Below are 15,336 nucleotides of genomic sequence, written 5' to 3'. Positions count from 1 at the left end.
GACAGCAGGAACTATGCCCTCGGTCAATAGGGGGCGCTTTAGCGATATCTGCTCAATAGTGATAGTTGTTCTGGTTGTGGCAGGTTCGGCCATGCTGTTTAAAGGAGGATATATGCAAGCCAAAGCCATGTTCGCCCAGTTTTTGATTGAAAAGGCCTGGGCCAAGAGTCTGACTGACGGCCAGGCACACAAACCCTGGTCCTGGGCCGATACCCACCCCACGGCCAAATTGTGGATAGGCAAGCATGAGCCACTCTATGTGCTGGCCGGGGCCAGTGGCCGTAACCTGGCCTTTGGACCGGCGCAGATGCTTTCGGGAGCCGGCGCCGGAGAGACAGGCAATACAGTGATTGCCGGTCACAGGGATACCCATTTCGCGATCCTGGCCGGGGCCAGGGTGGGGCAGGAGATCCGCTTGCAGGGCATGGATGGCCAGATCCATTTTTATCGAATACGTGCTACCGCAGTTGTGCATGAATCTGAGACACGTTGGTTGATGGGCAGTGATGAGCGGCTATTGACGCTGATCACCTGTTATCCCTTCGACAGCCTGAGCGGCGGCGCCGAGCTTAGATTTGTGGTGCAGGCAGAAGCCTTGCAAACGCTGGCGGTTTCAGCCTGATATCGGCATCACCCGATTGCGGCCCAAACGCTTGGCTTCATAGAGCAAGGTGTCGGCGCGTTCGGTAAGGGATTGGCGGGTATCCAGTTGCTGCCATTCTGCAACCCCGAAGGAGGCGCTGATATTGCTGATGAGCTGGCCCTTGCGCCTGTCTCTGACGCTAACCTTCTCCAGTGCCCGTCTCATGGCTTCGGCCAGTTGGCGGGCTACTCTCAGCTGACTGGTCGGCACCAGAATAGCGAACTCTTCACCACCGAAACGATACAACTTGGTGCCGTCACGGCAACTATCCTGCAGACGCTTGGCCACCGCCTTGAGCACCTGGTCCCCCAAAAGATGCCCATATTCATCGTTGAAACGCTTGAAGTGATCCACATCCACCAGAATAAGGCAGCAGCCCTTCGGCGACTGACTCAACAAGCTATCGAAGTCGGCATCGAAGGCACGGCGGTTAAGGCAGCCGGTGAGGGCATCAAACAATATGTCTTTTTCGGTGTTTTGCAGCTGTAGCCGCAGACTGTCTATCTCCTGCTGGGCCTTGCTCAGTTGCGAGCTCAAATAATCCGTGCTACTGCGAATATCATCCGAGTCTTTCACCAGGGCTCGGACCATGCCCATCACTTGCTCAAGATCCATGGCGTCCTGATCCAAGCGGCTGATACGGCCAAAGTTACGCTCGATTTTGGCGCGAAAACTGTCGGCATCGCAGCTGGTATCCTTGAGTGACTGAGACAGCTCGGTCGCTATCGCCTCCATACTCTGGCGCATATCTCTGACATCCAGTTCATCTTCCGGGGCCAGATGATGACGGTAGAGGAGTTCCGCCGTTGAGGGCGGACAGGTGTTGTACTGGCTGACGGCTTCATCCAGGCTGGCATTGAGTACCGGGTTGCGCTCGCTGACATAGGCATACCAGAGCGCATAGTTGACCGGCGTTGTCGGTATCTGATGTTTTAACATCAACGGCAAGGCTTTTTTCAGGTATTGGGCGGCTTGTTGAAGCAGAGTCATGGTCATAGGGGAACTCATTGTCAATGCAATTACCTATTCAGCTTGACATAAATTAAGCCGCTTGTGGATCCAAAGGCTCACAGAATGTCACCTTGTTGCGCCGATTGCCGAATGCTGCCCCGCTGTTACAATGGCTGAACAAAATAGATAATAGCAAGGAATGAAGTCGTGAAATTTACCTCTGTCTGTGGCCTGTTGGCCACACTGTTAACGCCCGCTCTGGCGTTGGCTGCCCCCTTTGAACTGGATGAATCCAGCTATCGCCAGGATGTGAAAACCCTTGCCAGTGACGCGTTTGGAGGCCGTGCGCCTCTGTCGGCCGGTGAACAGCTGACCTTGGATTACCTTACCGAGGCCTTCAAGGAGATGGGGCTTGAGCCCGGGTTTGGCAACAGTTATCTGCAAGCCGTTCCCATGGCCAGGATCACTGCAGATCAGAATATGCAGTTAAAGCTGGGCTCAATGAGTTTCAGCAATGGCGAGGAGTTCACCGCCCGCACTCAAAGAGTGACGCCCAAGGTGCAGCTGCAAGACAGCGAGGTGGTATTTGTCGGCTACGGTATCAATGCCCCGGAATACGGCTGGAATGACTTTGAAGGCCTGGATGTTCGTGGTAAGACCCTGATTGTACTGGTCAATGATCCCGGCTTTGCCACTCAGGATCCCCAGGTATTCAAGGGCAATGCCATGACCTATTACGGTCGCTGGACCTATAAATATGAAGAAGCGGCCCGTCAGGGCGCCGAAGCCGTGTTTATTGTGCATGAAACTGCGCCCGCCGCTTACGGTTGGGGGGTGGTGCGTAACAGCAACACCAATACCAAGTACACCCTGGTGGATAAAGATAACAACGCATCATCGGTTGGCGTGATGGGGTGGATCCAGCATGATAGCGCCAAGAAGCTGTTCAGCCAGGCGGGTCTGGACTTTGATACCTTGAAGCAACAGGCGGTCAATAAAGGCTTCAAGGCGGTGCCGTTGAAACTCAAGGCCAATCTGACCTTGAACAACAAGATAGAACTGGCGCAATCCCACAATGTGGCGGCCTTGTTGCCTGGAACCGAGCACAAAAATGAATACTTGGTGATGCACGCTCACTGGGATCACCTGGGAAAGACCATTGAAGATGGCAAGGAAGTGGTGCTCAACGGCGCTGTGGATAACGCCTCAGGTGTGGCCGGTGTTCTGGCACTGGCAAAGCATTTCAAACAGCAAAAGGGCATTGATGCCCCGAAACGCTCGATTCTGTTCAGCGCTTTTACTGCCGAGGAAACCGGACTCATTGGCGCCCAGTACTTTGCCGAAAATCCTCCGGTTCCCACCAAGCAGCTGGTGGCATTTCTCAATATAGACGGCATGAATATGGGTAAAGGCGTGGATTACATCCTGCGTTATGGTGAGGGCGTGTCAGAGCTGGAGCAGTATTTGAATGATGCTGCCAAAGGGCAGGGACGCAACGTCAAGGCCGATCCCCGGCCGCAAAATGGCTTGATGTTCCGCTCGGACCATTTCGCTCTGGCCAAGGAAGGGGTACCCGGCTTGCTGTTTATGAGTTTGGGGGATACAGACCCGGATTATATTGCCCATAAATATCATAAGGCAGCCGATGATTATGACCCAAGCTGGAGTCTGGATGGGGTTCGGCAGGACTTGGCCTTGATAAGCGATATCCTGGCACGGTTGGCCAATAACAATGACTGGCCCCAATGGCTTGAAGACTCGGACTTCAAGAAGCGCCGGGCTCAGGATCAGCGCTGAGTTTGGTGGCAGGTGTGACTCAAAAAGGGTTACACCTGTCCATGCTTCTTGTCACTTGAAAGCGTAATTAATTGAATGCCTTTGTTTTTCATGGCTGCTCGACACAGGCATGCACCAGAAAACTGGAGTGGAAGTATTTGGGAATGTATTTGGACAGCAGATAATTGAAGAAACCTACTCGTTTCCACTCTTTGAAATCGGCGTAATGCGCGACTGAAATCACCTTTAGCTTTCCATGCCATTGCTCAATCTCCCGTGGCGAGTCGAGCGCCAACTTAAAACCGGCACCGGCATATTTTACGCTGTCGTGGTTATCTGAATTGTCCCTCATCCAGCGACTGATACCGTCGAATAGAATATGGCAACCAGGAAAGCGGTTGGCCAGTTCTTGAAGCAACTGTTGTACCTGACAATTGTCGAAGTACATCAGCAGGCCTTCGGCAATAAAAACAAAGGTTGCGCCCTGATGACGGGCATTGAGTTCATCCATCCAATCGCTATCAAATACAGAAGCACTGATGCATGTCTCACAACTGTCCGAAGGAAGGAGCTGCTCTCTGAGGGCAATCACTTCAGGCAGATCCAGGTTGTAAAACCAGGCCTTGTCCTCCATCGTGTTTCCCATCAGCATTTGAACCCTCTGAAAGCGGGTATCGAGCCCGGCTCCGAGGTTGACTACAACACAGGACTGCGCCGCAGCGATAATATCCGCCGTGAGTCTGTCAAAGTAACCCGCGCGGATGGCAACCCCTACTGAGCTCAATACAGATTGGTCAAAACTTGAGAAGTCATAATCAAATTGTTCGATAAGCGCGCAGGCCCAAGGATCTGAGAAGAAGGCATCTTTCAGTTTGGATTGGCACGACTTCATATAGAGCGGGATAAAAAGTGTTTGGGCGATAGGATCATTTAGCCCTGTGACTGCCAGCTTGTTACTCATCTTTGCCTACTCCATCACCTCTTTTGCTAAATGATAACCATTATCAGATGCGTAACTGTGAGCAAGAGTGGATTTTTATCAAACTCACTTTTTGAGAGGCTTGGCAGGCGAGAGGACTGGAATACTTGGTGATTGTCGGCAAAAGATAGTGGATGACAGCTTTGACTCGAGCTGCCAATAAGCGACTATGGTCAGGGAAAGGGGGCAGGAAAAAGCGTCAGGAAAAAGCGTCAGGAAAAAGCGTCAGCAAAAAGCGTGATTGTACCGTCAAGCGGAGAACAAGTTCAGAAACGGTAGCTGATCGATAACATAGGGCCGATAAAACTATAGTAGAGGTTGTAGTCGGCCACTTTTACCGCGGCGTCCGATGCGCTCTGACGCACATCCACATCCACTTTGTAATAGTTATAGGCCAAGGTGATGTCCCAACGATCACTCAGGGTGGTTTTCATGCCGGCTCTGATATCGACCAGTGAGCCCTTGAGATCATCAAGGCGCACGGAAAAATATTGGGCATGCAAATTAAATTGCCAACCGGGTGCCAGCTCATAGTCACCAAAGAGGCCAATATTCGGCAAAGGTGCGGTAACGCTTTCATCCACCAGTCTGGGAATGGGCTGGGCGCTGCAGATATTGCCGCTGAGCTCTGAGGTGGCACAGGCCCCGATTGAACCTTCGAAGCTGCTTTCAATGAACATGGTATGCAGCCCTACACTGACCCCTATGTTATAGCCGTTGCCTTGAAACAGATCATAGCCATAGCCGATGCGGGCGATATCGATATTGAGCGTGGTGCCCAGCTGGCCACCGGCCTTGACATCATAGACGGTATCGTCAATCTGGATCTGAAATGGTCGACTGACCGCTTGAGTTTCAGCGCTGCGGTGTAGTTGTTTCCAGTCAAAATAGATGTGGTGTCTATCGTTGAAACGGTATCCCAATTCAAACAGAGGCAGAAACTCGTTTTCCGCCAACTGCAGATCAGACTCAAAATCCAGATCGAAATCGTTGCCGACCAAGGGATCGGTAACTTGCATATTGGTGTCGGACTGAGAGTAGAAACCACCAATATTCAAGCTCCACTCGCCGGCTTGGGCTTGGGTAGTGGCGCAGCAGAGCAGGGCGAGTGTCAGCGACAGTCTCAAACCTGAATTGTTAATAGAGTGTGGTGTCAACAATGGGTAATCTCTTTTCGTTACTCAGATAATCCAAGTGCCTTCTCAGAGATTCCTTTTCCGGGATAAATCGGCACGTGCGCGGTTTGAGTGCTTGCCAGCTCTAGTTTGTAGGATGACACTTCTTGTATTTTCGAATGCTGAAAATCCGCGCGACTGCAAAGAGTCTAAACCAGAATGATGGTTTTTGTGAATAGAATGTTTACAAATGTGTGGTTTTTTATGATCTACCACAAAAAAGCGCCCCATAAAGGAGCGCTTCAGTCTGATATTAAAGCTCGTGTTCGGATCAGGCCTCGGACTCGCTGCTGTCGCTTTTCTTGGAATCCTTGTTGAACATGCCCAAACGGATGCGGATAAAGTGCAGTATTTGTGCTGCTATATCCAGGTGGAGACAGGACTCCAGTCCTTCAAAGCCCGGCGAGGAGTTGGCCTCGCAAATCTTGTAGTGACCGTTGTCAAACAGCAGATCTATCCCGGCAACATCCAGATCCAGTATGTTGGCTGTCTGGGTTGCCAGCCACTCGATTTCAGGTGTGACCGCAAAGGGGCTGGCTGAGCCACCGGCGCTGACATTGGCTTTGAAACTGTCCTCTTGGCCGCGTCTCTCGTAGCAACCCGCTACCCGGCCACCTATGGTGAAGACTCGCAAGTCCCGGCCATGACTGTTGGAGATAAACTCCTGCAGAATGATGTTGGCATTCTTGTTGGTGGCCTCGATAAGCTGCATCAGATCATCGAACTCACGTGCCTTGTGTGACAGAAACACGCCGCTGCCTTGCGAGCCGGACAGTGTCTTGATCACCACAGGGAAACCCAAATGACGTTCAACCAAGTCAACATCAACCGGGAATTTCACCAGCATGGTCTTGGGCGTTGGCAGATTCTTTTCGGCCAACAGTTGCTGGGAAAACAGCTTGTCCTTAACGGTTTCTATCGCCTTGGAAGAGTTGAGACAATAAACGCCAAGACGTTCCAGGTGGCGGATAATCGCCAAGGCAAAATAGGTGGTACCCGAGCCCATACGGGGAATAATAAAATCGGGCAACTCTACTGGTTGCCCGTTCAGTAAAATACTCTTGTTGTCCTCTCGGGTCACTGTGAGGTCAAACTCGTCGGGAGCATAGACCTCAAGTTCGATATTGTCGGCCTTGGCGGCCTCCAACAATCGGTTTATTTCATACAATTCAGGTTTTAGCTGAGTCGCGGTCTCTTTATATAAAATCCAACCACGCATTTAGTCGCAAACCCTAATTTTCATTGGTCATCCTCAAGTTCAGGCTCATCCTGAACATCGTCATCTATCATATCGTCGATATACTCAGCATCGGCCTTTTTCACTAAAGTGGTGCCGACTACTGCGTAGAAAGGCTTCCCAGAAGCCAACTTGACATACTTTACCCAGATCTTTTCCAACAAGCTACCGGGAGCGGAATTTCCGCGGACAACTTCAACAAAATGACTCTCCTCCGGATTCCGGGGGGCTTGGCGTCCCTCCGCCAGAGCCTGCATGGCAACGCCATGTTTTTCGAGTAATTCTGCTTCGTTGTAAGTAAAATCCCCGCTGCGGCGAAAGCCCTTGGGGAAGTTCTTGTCGTCATAGAAACGGCGTTCGCTGACGAAACTCTCATTGGCGGCTTGTTGCACAGATGCACTCTGCAGTGCCGATGGTGAAGGAGTCGTGGTCAACATGGCGATATTCCTTACAAAAATGGTTCTTGAGGAGATTTGCAAGCAGAGTATTGGCTAGTATGATTGATTTATAAATCAAAAAAATTTGTCTATGACGATAAAGAATTTTTTATGGACACGGATTTACTCAAGACATTTCTGGAAGTTTCCCATACCCGCCATTTTGGGAAGGCCGCTGAAAACCTCTATCTGACCCGCAGTGCCGTATCTTTCAGGGTTAAGCAGCTGGAGAGCATTCTCGGGGTCGAGTTGTTTGAACGGCAGCGAAACAACATACAACCGACCCCGGCCGGGGTGCGGATGCTGGCGCATGCCGAAGCGGTACTGACCGCCTGGGAGCGGGCCAAACAGGATATCTCCCTGAGTGAACACCAATCGGTGCAATTGGTTATCGGCGCGGCGCCCAATATCTGGGACGCTTATCTGCAGGGATATATGCAAGGCTTACATCAGGGGCTTGCCGGAGTGGCGCTGCGCACTGAAATTCTGGCACCGGCGGCGATGACCAAACAGTTGATGGACCGAACGCTGGATCTGGCCATTGCCTTCGATCCCCCTAAGCTGGAAGAGTTTGAGTTGTTGCAGATAGGGGAGGTGTCGCTGCATCTGGTGAGCACAGAGGCGGCTTCCTCCGTCGATGAACTGACGGACAGGCATTACATCAAGGTCGATTGGGGCACGGCATTCAATATCCAACATGCCAGAGACTATGCCGAGTTACCCATTCCTGTACTGCATACCGGCTCGGCTCGTATTGCGCTGGACTTTCTGCTCAATAATGGTGGCAGTGCATTTTTGCCGCAAAACATGATTGAACCTTATCTGGCGAAAGGGGAGCTGTTTGTGATTGATGATAAGACACCGCTCAGGCGCAATGTTTACGTAGCCTACTTGCCGGGCAACGACCGCCTGGAGCAGATACTGCAAGCGGTCAACTACCTCAGAAGTCAGTTCTAAATTTGGCCGGGCATTGAGCGTTTTGCCTTGATGCCCGGTTGCCTCACTGAAACATTCAAAATACCAAAGCGTGCATTCAACATACCAAAGCGCTTTAGAGCACCAAAGGCCAGATAACCACGGCCCAGGTCAGGCCGCATAAACACAGGCTGATAAAGACCGCCGCCGAGGCAATATCTTTGGCCTGGCCGCTCAAGGGGTGAATTTCATCGCCCACTCTGTCGACCACGGCTTCAATGGCTGAATTCAACAGCTCGGTAATAATGACAATAAATACCGTCGCTATCAGCAGTATTTTTTCTGTCTTGGCCACATCCAGATATAACGCCAGCGGGATCATTAACAATGCCAGTACGGCTTCCTGACGAAAGGCGGCTTCATGTTTCCAGGCTGAGCATAAGCCCTTGATGGAAAAGCCGGTGGCGCGGAAAATGCGTTTCAGTCCGTGATTGTTGGCGGGTTTCATATTCTCTCAATTCTTGATCTGTGGCTATGGCCGGTTGCTGTATAAAGACCTGCTGAACCGTGAAAGGTTCCTGGGTTAATGGGGTTGTAACTTGTCGCTTCCTTTATTGACCTCGCGTTGGTCACTAGTGACTAATTTGACTATTAGTGCAGTGGCGCTGAGGTTTCCAAGGTGCGGCGGCATTATAGCAGCTCATCTTGCCGCTGATATAACAGTTACTGCATCTACCACGGGTGTTTGGCCGTTATTATGGGATGGCGGGAGGTTTGGCAAAGGGGGAGGGCCGTTTCGATAATCGTTACACTAGTTGTCACCATAACCGCCACAACTTTCTATACTCTTTGTAGTTTTGGTCTCTGCTATAGGATGTAGCAGGCAATTGGCCGATAGCCAGGGAGGGCTTATGCAATATCCGCAATCTTTACCGACAACAGCATATCTTAAGCGTTTTCCGGCCATGCTGTTACTGCTGCAAACTTTTCTGCTCTCGTTTCCGGCCGCCGAACGAGAATTACCGGCCCCGGAGCTGGCCGGTCGTTGGCAACAACAGAAGGCCGAAATCAAGGATTTTCTTGTCAGTGAAAAACTCGATGGTGTTCGCGCCAGATGGGACGGCAGGCGTTTGCTGAGCCGCTCGGGCAGAGTGATTCCTGCACCAATTTGGTTTGTGAAGGACTTTCCTGCCGTGGCACTCGAAGGAGAGCTTTGGGGCGGCTATCACAGCTTTGATACTGCATCGCTGCTGGCCAGAGGTTTAGGCGAAGCAGACTCCTGGCGCCAGCTGGGTTTTTATCTGTTCGATGCCCCCGGGCTGAAAATGGCTTTTGCCGAACGTTATCAGGCGTTCAAGCAGTATCACCAACTGACCCCTTATCTCTATGTCATCGAGCAGCGGCGTCTGAGCAGCACGCAAGAGTTACATCTGTGGTTACAACAGGTGGTGGCCAAAGGGGGCGAAGGCCTGATGGCGCACCGCATCGATGCCATGTATCTGGCGGGGCGCAGTGATGCCTTGTTAAAACTCAAACCTGTGGAAGATGCCGAGGCGCGAGTGCTGGCGATACTTCCGGGAAAGGGCAAGTATCAAGGCATGATGGGCGCCTTGCTGGTGCAAACCGAGGCTGGGGTAAGCTTTCGTCTGGGAACAGGTTTCACCGATGCCGAGAGGGCTTCACCGCCACTTCCCGGAACCTGGGTGACCTTTGCTTTCTCCGGGCTGACCTCAGGCGGCAAGCCTAGGTTTGCCCGCTTCCTTAGGGTAAGATCCGACTATCAACTAAGTTTCCCGGCAGAGGCTATTGAGGCAAAAGTCTCTGTCGCCGACCCGGCTGCAGAACGCAATCCTGCCGTGTCAGTCAACAAGGAGCCTTAAGGTGGAATTTCAAAGCGCGCCAAGTGTTAATGAGGGTGAAATTAACCGTATCTTGATGGTTTGTATGGGCAATATCTGCCGCTCACCAAGTGCTGAAGCTGTAGCCCGGGCCAAGGCTCAGGCCATGGGACTGACACTGGAGTTGGATTCTGCCGGCACCATAGGTTATCACTCAGGGGAGTCGCCGGACAGGCGCGCCCGCGCCGCAGGTGAGCGGCGTGGGCTGGACTTTTCAGGGATCAAAGCCCGGCAGGTGTGCGCGCGGGACTTTGCTCATTTCGATCTTATTCTGGCGGCCGATCGTGAGAATCTTCAGGCCCTATATGAGGCTTGTCCGCAGATTTACAAACACAAGCTGGCCTTGATGCTGGACTTTGCCGATACTCCCATCAGGGAAGTTCCGGATCCTTACTATGGTGGCGACAGCGGATTTGAGCAGGTTTTGGATCTGTTGGAGTTAAGCATTGCCGGACTGTTTGCCCGGATCCAGGCCGCCAGGCCCAAGAGTATCCCGCCGGCGCGGTGAGCGGTTCTGCAAAGGACTAAAGTCATGAAGCTTATACGGAATTTAGTTGGATAAGTGACATACAAAAACAGGCCACCATAGTGGCCTGTTTTCGCTAAGTTTGCTTCTTGAGGGAAACTTAACCCTGATGGCGTTTGCCGGAGCGCTTCAGCCTGTCGGCTTCTTTCTTTGCCTGCTTCAGGGCCTCTTTCTCCGCCAGCAGCTTGGCCACTTCGACCTCTTCTGCCTGGGCCATTTCCGGCGTTTCCAGGGACAGCTGGCCGATTTTCCCTGAGCGGAACTCATGTAACAGCAGTTCCGAGGCCTTGTGCAAATCGATATGACCGCCGCTTCTGAGGGCGCCACGCCTGCGGCCTATCTCTTCGAGCAGTTCGATGTCGCTGGCGGGCAGGGAGGTCAGCTTATAACGCTCCATCATCGCCTCCGGGTAGGCATGCAGGAAGTAAGCTGCGGCAAACAGGGCCACATCCTCATATTCCATGGCGGTATCCTTGATGGCACCTGTGACCGCCAGGCGATAACCCGAGGCTTCATTGTCCACCTTGGGCCAAAGGATCCCCGGCGTATCGGACAGCACTATGCCGTTTTTAAGGTTGATCCTTTGCTGCGCCTTGGTCACCGCAGGTTCATTACCTGTCTTGGCAATCACCCGGCCAGCCAGGGTGTTGATGATGGTGGACTTGCCCACATTGGGGATGCCCATGATCATGGTGCGAATATCCTTGAGTGCACCTTCGCTTACGGGGACCAGTTTGCGGCACAGCTCGGGGATCTTTCTGACCATGGCAGGTTGCAGCGTAGTGATGGCTTGTGCCCGCACCCCTTGTTCCTGCTCCAGGTACTCAATCCAGCGATTGGTTATCTCGGGATCGGCCAGATCAGACTTATTCAGCAACTTGATACAAGGCTTGTCCTGGCGCAGCTTTGCCACCATGGGATTTTCACTGCTGTAAGGTATTCGGGCGTCCAGCACTTCGATCACCAGATCTATCTGAGGCATCACCTCTTCTATCTCTTTGCGGGCCTTGTGCATGTGTCCCGGATACCATTGAATCGCCATCTATTGCTTATCCTGATGAAAACTGAAAAAAGAGCGCTATTGTAGCATTCCGAACTGAAAAAAGCGCCCTCAGGCGCTAGATAACCCCAAGTTCGCGCAGGCGCTCCATCAGGTAGCTGTCGGCGGTATAGCGCTCTGACAGCACTACGTCGGGGCGAGGGTGCAGGAACAGCGGCAGTGAGATCCGCGACTTGCTCATATCGGCACCTTCCGGATTGATCACCCTATGAGTGGTCGATGGGAAGTAACCGGCGGAAGCCTCCTGGAGCATATCGCCTATGTTAATGATAAGGTTGCCAAAATCGCTGGGAACATCCAGCCATTCTCCATCGAGGCTTTTCACCTGTAGCCCGGGCTCGTTGGCGGCTGGCAATACGGTAAGCAGGTTGATATCCTCATGGGCGGCGGCGCGAATGGCGCCCGGGGTCTCATCACCTGTCATTGGCGGATAATGCAGCACCCGCAGCAGCGTCTTGTGGCTGTTGGCTATCATTTGCGACAGCGCAGTGCGGTAGTTGGCTGCCACCTCGGCAGGCGAGTGCGCCTCGACCCAGTCCAGAAGCTCGGCGGCCAGCGCATTGGCTTCTTGGTAGTAGGTGAGGATATTGTCCTGCAATTGCTCAGGAATGCGGCCCCAGGGGTAGACGTGAAAGTACTCTTTGATGTCTTTGACCGTATGGCCTTTGGCGGTTTCTGAAATGCTCGCCGGAAAGAAACCATCCTGGGTTTCCGGCTTGAACATGAAGGCCTGTTTTTCTTCACTGTTGAAGAAGTTCTGCCAGTCGCGGTAGATATCCTGCACCAACTGTTGTGAAATAGGGTGGTTGCGCAACACGCCAAAGCCGGTGCTGCGCAGGGACTCTACAAAGCGCTCGGCAGCATCTGCGGCGCGATAGTCTATGGTTTCCAGTTTCATCATCATCTTTCTTGGTTATTTTTTATTGACCCGATACTCGTGTCTCTAAGGACATTTTGTTGGCAGTCGGGTGACCCGGCGCAAGTCTACCTTGATGTCTTTATAGGGGCAACGTAAAGTGATCCAAGTCACTTTTATGGCTCTGTGTAACTTGAGTGAACGGTAACCGTTGCAATTCGGGTCCTATGGGTTACGCAGAGTAATCGAGGAGCGTTAAATGAAACCCCTGAACGAGTTTGAGCGTTATGTCATAGAGGAAAAAGGCACAGAGCGCCCTTTCAGTGGAGAGCTGTATCAACACAATGCCAAGGGGCGATATCTGTGCCGTAAATGCGGCGCCCCCTTGTATTTGTCCGAGCACAAATTCAATGCCCATTGTGGCTGGCCCGCCTTTGACGATGAAATCTTTGGTGCCGTCACCCGGATACCCGACGCAGATGGTCGCAGAACCGAAATCGTTTGCAGTCAATGTGGTGGTCATCTGGGGCATGTGTTTGAAGGAGAGGGGTTAACGGCCAAGAACTTGCGACATTGCGTCAATTCTGTCTCCATGGTCTTTGAGGCCATAGATGATGCCGAGGCTCAGCAGCCGGCAACTGAAAAGTGTTTGGAGACGGCCACCCTGGGCGGCGGCTGTTTCTGGTGTTCAGAGGCGGTATTTTTAAGCTTGGCCGGGGTTATGCAAGTGACTTCCGGCTATGCCGGCGGCGCGGCAAAAGATGCCAACTACAAGGCGGTATGCAGCGGCGCAACCGGCCATGCCGAAGTGGTGCAGATAGTTTTTGACCCCACAGTCATCAACTATGCCGAGCTGTTGGAGGTATTCTTTGCCAGTCATGATCCCACCACCTTGAATCGCCAAGGCAACGATGTGGGGCCTCAGTATCGTTCGGTGATTTTCGCGCACTCGGATAAGCAGATTGATACGGCGTCCTCTATGATTAAGGCGCTGGATGAGGAAGGCGTCTTTAGCGCGCCGATAGTGACAGAGTTGACCGCCTTTGATGGTTTCTATCCGGCGGAGAACTATCATAACGACTATTTTGCGCTCCATGGTGAGCAGCCCTATTGTGCATTGGTGATTAAACCCAAGCTGGATAAGGTGCGGGGACGTTTCAGTGCCAAGCTGAAGTAGAATAAAAAAACGGCAAGCCTCAGCTTGCCGTTTTCTATGGTCTGGACAGCGTTAATTTATGAGTCTAACTTGTCGTCGGCAATCTTGTATCTGGGATCTTCAATCAGATTGACTTCCACCAGATCGCCGGCCTTGTGCAGCAACTGCTTGCAGTCGTTGGAAAGGTGACGAAGATGCAGGCGTTTGCCTTGGTTCACATAGCGCTCGGCCAAGGTGTCTATGGCATCCAGAGCCGAGTGGTCACAGACCCGGGATGACTGGAAGTCGACCACGACATCCTTGGGGTCATTGTTGGCATCAAACAACTCAAGGAACGAAGCCGCCGAGCCGAAAAACAGTGGGCCATTGAGGCGGTAAACCGCCCAACCGTTGGCATCTATACTCTTTTGAGCACTGATCTGTTTGGCATGCTCCCAGGCAAATACCAGCGCAGATACTATCACCCCGACAAATACCGCAATCGCCAGATCGGTAAATACCGTCACCACAGTCACCAGTACAATAACAAAGGCATCGTGCTTGGGCACCTTGCGCATCACTTTAAAGCTGGCCCATTCAAAGGTCCCCAGCACCACCATAAACATGACCCCGACCAAGGCGGCCAGCGGGATCATCTCGATAAAGGCGGCGGCAAACAAAATAAAGCACAGCAAGGTGAGGGCAGCGGTGACCCCGGAAAGACGGCCGCGGCCCCCTGAGTTGATGTTAATCATCGACTGACCAATCATGGCGCAGCCACCCATGGCACCGAAAAAGCCACTGGTAACGTTACCCACGCCTTGGCCGACACATTCCTTGTTGCCACGGCCGCGGGTCTGGGTCATCTCATCGACCACAGTCAGGGTCAGCAGAGATTCAATCAGGCCAACAGCCGCCAGGATAACTGCATAGGGCGCTATGATATAAAGGGTTTCCAGGTTAAAGGGCACGGCCGGAATGGCAAAGCTTGGCAGTGTGCCGGCGATAGTTGCCTCAGGATTACCGCTCATATTGCGCAAATAATCGAGCACGTTGCGGGTATCCAAATCCAGGCCCACCACCAGAGCGGTTACTGCCAGTATGGCCACCAGGGATGACGGCACGGCTGTGGTCAGCTTAGGCAGAAAATGTATGATAGCCATGGTCATGGCTATCAGCGCCAGCATCAGCCAGATATCTGCACCGGGTAACCAGGCCATCTCCTCTTCGCCGACTTTGACCTGAAATTGCCCCAGTTGCGCCAAGAATATTACTATGGCCAGGCCGTTGACGAAGCCTATCATTACAGGATAAGGCACTATGCGAATGAACTTGCCAAGACGCAGTGCTCCGGCGGTAATTTGAATTATCCCGGCCAGCACCACGGCGGCAAACAGATAGCTGACGCCGTGGGACACCACCAGACTGGTCATGACCACGGCCATCGCGCCGGTGGCGCCTGAGATCATGCCGGGACGGCCGCCGATGAGGGCCGTGATCAGTCCCATGATAAAGGCGGCATAAAGGCCCACCATTGGCTCTACTTTAGCAACGAAGGCAAAGGCTACCGCTTCGGGCACCAGCGCCATAGCAACCGTTAGGCCGGAGAGTATATCCGCCTTGTGACTGCTGGTTTTATGGCGTATCAGTTCAAACATTCAGCTTGGGATCCCATCTTGAGGGTTAAAAACAAAGTTGCGCATACTAGCAAAATTTCTGTTGTGACAGAAGTGTGAAGCAGATCAAAA

15 protein-coding genes are annotated in these 15,336 nt (G+C 52.5%); 6 read left to right on the top strand and 9 right to left on the bottom strand.

Features of this window, described 5'->3' with window-relative positions:
- The first annotated feature begins 13 nt into the window (after nucleotides 1–13).
- Entirely contained in the window at nucleotides 14–622 is a 609-nt protein-coding gene (locus tag ACMHXI_RS09795; protein ID WP_037436504.1) for a class GN sortase, read from the top strand.
- On the opposite strand, the gene ACMHXI_RS09790 is transcribed toward ACMHXI_RS09795, so the two are convergent.
- On the bottom strand, nucleotides 614–1,639 hold the full coding sequence (locus tag ACMHXI_RS09790) for a GGDEF domain-containing protein (protein ID WP_025009529.1): 1,026 nt from the start codon (nucleotides 1,637–1,639) through the stop codon (nucleotides 614–616). The genes ACMHXI_RS09795 and ACMHXI_RS09790 overlap by 9 nt on opposite strands.
- Nucleotides 1,640–1,801: 162 nt before the next feature.
- Between ACMHXI_RS09790 and ACMHXI_RS09785 the strand changes: the two genes are divergently transcribed.
- Complete coding sequence (locus ACMHXI_RS09785) at nucleotides 1,802–3,391, top strand: M28 family peptidase (RefSeq protein ID WP_208184703.1); 1,590 nt, start codon at nucleotides 1,802–1,804, stop codon at nucleotides 3,389–3,391.
- Nucleotides 3,392–3,479: 88 nt separating this feature from the next.
- Here the strand turns inward: ACMHXI_RS09785 and ACMHXI_RS09780 are convergent, their stop codons facing one another.
- From ACMHXI_RS09780 to ACMHXI_RS09765, 4 genes are all read right to left on the bottom strand, one after another.
- Complete coding sequence (locus ACMHXI_RS09780; protein WP_208171456.1) at nucleotides 3,480–4,331, bottom strand: class I SAM-dependent methyltransferase; 852 nt, start codon at nucleotides 4,329–4,331, stop codon at nucleotides 3,480–3,482.
- 284 nt (nucleotides 4,332–4,615) lie between these two features.
- Entirely contained in the window at nucleotides 4,616–5,509 is an 894-nt protein-coding gene (locus tag ACMHXI_RS09775) for a hypothetical protein (RefSeq protein ID WP_373455040.1), read from the bottom strand.
- A 286-nt stretch (nucleotides 5,510–5,795) separates the two neighbouring features.
- Complete coding sequence (locus ACMHXI_RS09770; RefSeq protein ID WP_025009532.1) at nucleotides 5,796–6,743, bottom strand: ATP-grasp domain-containing protein; 948 nt, start codon at nucleotides 6,741–6,743, stop codon at nucleotides 5,796–5,798.
- Nucleotides 6,744–6,763: 20 nt separating this feature from the next.
- Nucleotides 6,764–7,198: a DUF413 domain-containing protein gene (locus ACMHXI_RS09765; protein WP_025009533.1), complete on the bottom strand. Its 435-nt coding sequence runs from the start codon at nucleotides 7,196–7,198 to the stop codon at nucleotides 6,764–6,766.
- Nucleotides 7,199–7,309: 111 nt separating this feature from the next.
- Between ACMHXI_RS09765 and hdfR the strand changes: the two genes are divergently transcribed.
- Nucleotides 7,310–8,155 (top strand): HTH-type transcriptional regulator HdfR, encoded by an 846-nt coding sequence (gene hdfR / locus ACMHXI_RS09760; RefSeq protein WP_025009534.1) that lies wholly within the window; start codon nucleotides 7,310–7,312, stop codon nucleotides 8,153–8,155.
- Between the two features lie 94 nt (nucleotides 8,156–8,249).
- Here the strand turns inward: hdfR and ACMHXI_RS09755 are convergent, their stop codons facing one another.
- Entirely contained in the window at nucleotides 8,250–8,621 is a 372-nt protein-coding gene (locus ACMHXI_RS09755) for a diacylglycerol kinase (RefSeq protein ID WP_045283749.1), read from the bottom strand.
- Between the two features lie 403 nt (nucleotides 8,622–9,024).
- Here ACMHXI_RS09755 and ACMHXI_RS09750 point away from each other — a divergent pair, with 403 nt between their 5' ends.
- Nucleotides 9,025–9,993 carry a DNA ligase gene (locus ACMHXI_RS09750; protein WP_243891874.1) on the top strand — a complete coding sequence of 323 codons (969 nt, stop codon included), beginning with the start codon at nucleotides 9,025–9,027 and terminating at the stop codon, nucleotides 9,991–9,993.
- 55 nt (nucleotides 9,994–10,048) lie between these two features.
- A complete protein-coding gene (locus tag ACMHXI_RS09745) occupies nucleotides 10,049–10,519 on the top strand; it encodes a low molecular weight protein-tyrosine-phosphatase (RefSeq protein WP_144164962.1) in 471 nt (156 codons plus the stop codon).
- A 118-nt stretch (nucleotides 10,520–10,637) separates the two neighbouring features.
- Here the strand turns inward: ACMHXI_RS09745 and ylqF are convergent, their stop codons facing one another.
- Both ylqF and ACMHXI_RS09735 read right to left on the bottom strand, forming a co-directional pair.
- Nucleotides 10,638–11,579 (bottom strand): ribosome biogenesis GTPase YlqF, encoded by a 942-nt coding sequence (gene ylqF / locus ACMHXI_RS09740; RefSeq protein ID WP_144164923.1) that lies wholly within the window; start codon nucleotides 11,577–11,579, stop codon nucleotides 10,638–10,640.
- 76 nt (nucleotides 11,580–11,655) lie between these two features.
- Nucleotides 11,656–12,495 carry an isopenicillin N synthase family dioxygenase gene (locus tag ACMHXI_RS09735; protein WP_144164960.1) on the bottom strand — a complete coding sequence of 280 codons (840 nt, stop codon included), beginning with the start codon at nucleotides 12,493–12,495 and terminating at the stop codon, nucleotides 11,656–11,658.
- A gap of 217 nt (nucleotides 12,496–12,712) precedes the next feature.
- On the opposite strand from ACMHXI_RS09735, the gene ACMHXI_RS09730 reads away from it, so the two are divergent.
- Nucleotides 12,713–13,630 carry a bifunctional methionine sulfoxide reductase B/A protein gene (locus ACMHXI_RS09730; RefSeq protein ID WP_144168487.1) on the top strand — a complete coding sequence of 306 codons (918 nt, stop codon included), beginning with the start codon at nucleotides 12,713–12,715 and terminating at the stop codon, nucleotides 13,628–13,630.
- A 56-nt stretch (nucleotides 13,631–13,686) separates the two neighbouring features.
- On the opposite strand, the gene ACMHXI_RS09725 is transcribed toward ACMHXI_RS09730, so the two are convergent.
- Nucleotides 13,687–15,246: a SulP family inorganic anion transporter gene (locus tag ACMHXI_RS09725; protein WP_144164919.1), complete on the bottom strand. Its 1,560-nt coding sequence runs from the start codon at nucleotides 15,244–15,246 to the stop codon at nucleotides 13,687–13,689.
- Between the last annotated feature and the right edge of the window lie 90 nt (nucleotides 15,247–15,336).

Source organism: Shewanella sp. BJSY2023SW005, assembly GCF_047314585.1.
GTDB lineage: Bacteria > Pseudomonadota > Gammaproteobacteria > Enterobacterales > Shewanellaceae > Shewanella > Shewanella algae.
The sequence above is the reverse complement of the archived record's forward strand: the minus strand, read 5'-3'. Positions and strand labels throughout refer to the sequence as shown.

What these genes read in the sequence shown, in the direction of transcription:
- ACMHXI_RS09795 (WP_037436504.1), top strand. Translation starts at nt 14, where the DNA reads ATGCCCTCGGTCAATAGGGGGCGCTTTAGCGATATCTGCTCAATAGTG.
- ACMHXI_RS09790 (WP_025009529.1), bottom strand. Translation starts at nt 1,639, where the DNA reads ATGACCATGACTCTGCTTCAACAAGCCGCCCAATACCTGAAAAAAGCC.
- ACMHXI_RS09780 (WP_208171456.1), bottom strand. Translation starts at nt 4,331, where the DNA reads ATGAGTAACAAGCTGGCAGTCACAGGGCTAAATGATCCTATCGCCCAA.
- ACMHXI_RS09770 (WP_025009532.1), bottom strand. Translation starts at nt 6,743, where the DNA reads ATGCGTGGTTGGATTTTATATAAAGAGACCGCGACTCAGCTAAAACCT.
- ACMHXI_RS09765 (WP_025009533.1), bottom strand. Translation starts at nt 7,198, where the DNA reads ATGTTGACCACGACTCCTTCACCATCGGCACTGCAGAGTGCATCTGTG.
- hdfR (WP_025009534.1), top strand. Translation starts at nt 7,310, where the DNA reads ATGGACACGGATTTACTCAAGACATTTCTGGAAGTTTCCCATACCCGC.
- ACMHXI_RS09755 (WP_045283749.1), bottom strand. Translation starts at nt 8,621, where the DNA reads ATGAAACCCGCCAACAATCACGGACTGAAACGCATTTTCCGCGCCACC.
- ACMHXI_RS09750 (WP_243891874.1), top strand. Translation starts at nt 9,025, where the DNA reads ATGCAATATCCGCAATCTTTACCGACAACAGCATATCTTAAGCGTTTT.
- ACMHXI_RS09745 (WP_144164962.1), top strand. Translation starts at nt 10,049, where the DNA reads ATGGTTTGTATGGGCAATATCTGCCGCTCACCAAGTGCTGAAGCTGTA.
- ylqF (WP_144164923.1), bottom strand. Translation starts at nt 11,579, where the DNA reads ATGGCGATTCAATGGTATCCGGGACACATGCACAAGGCCCGCAAAGAG.
- ACMHXI_RS09735 (WP_144164960.1), bottom strand. Translation starts at nt 12,495, where the DNA reads ATGAAACTGGAAACCATAGACTATCGCGCCGCAGATGCTGCCGAGCGC.
- ACMHXI_RS09730 (WP_144168487.1), top strand. Translation starts at nt 12,713, where the DNA reads ATGAAACCCCTGAACGAGTTTGAGCGTTATGTCATAGAGGAAAAAGGC.
- ACMHXI_RS09725 (WP_144164919.1), bottom strand. Translation starts at nt 15,246, where the DNA reads ATGTTTGAACTGATACGCCATAAAACCAGCAGTCACAAGGCGGATATA.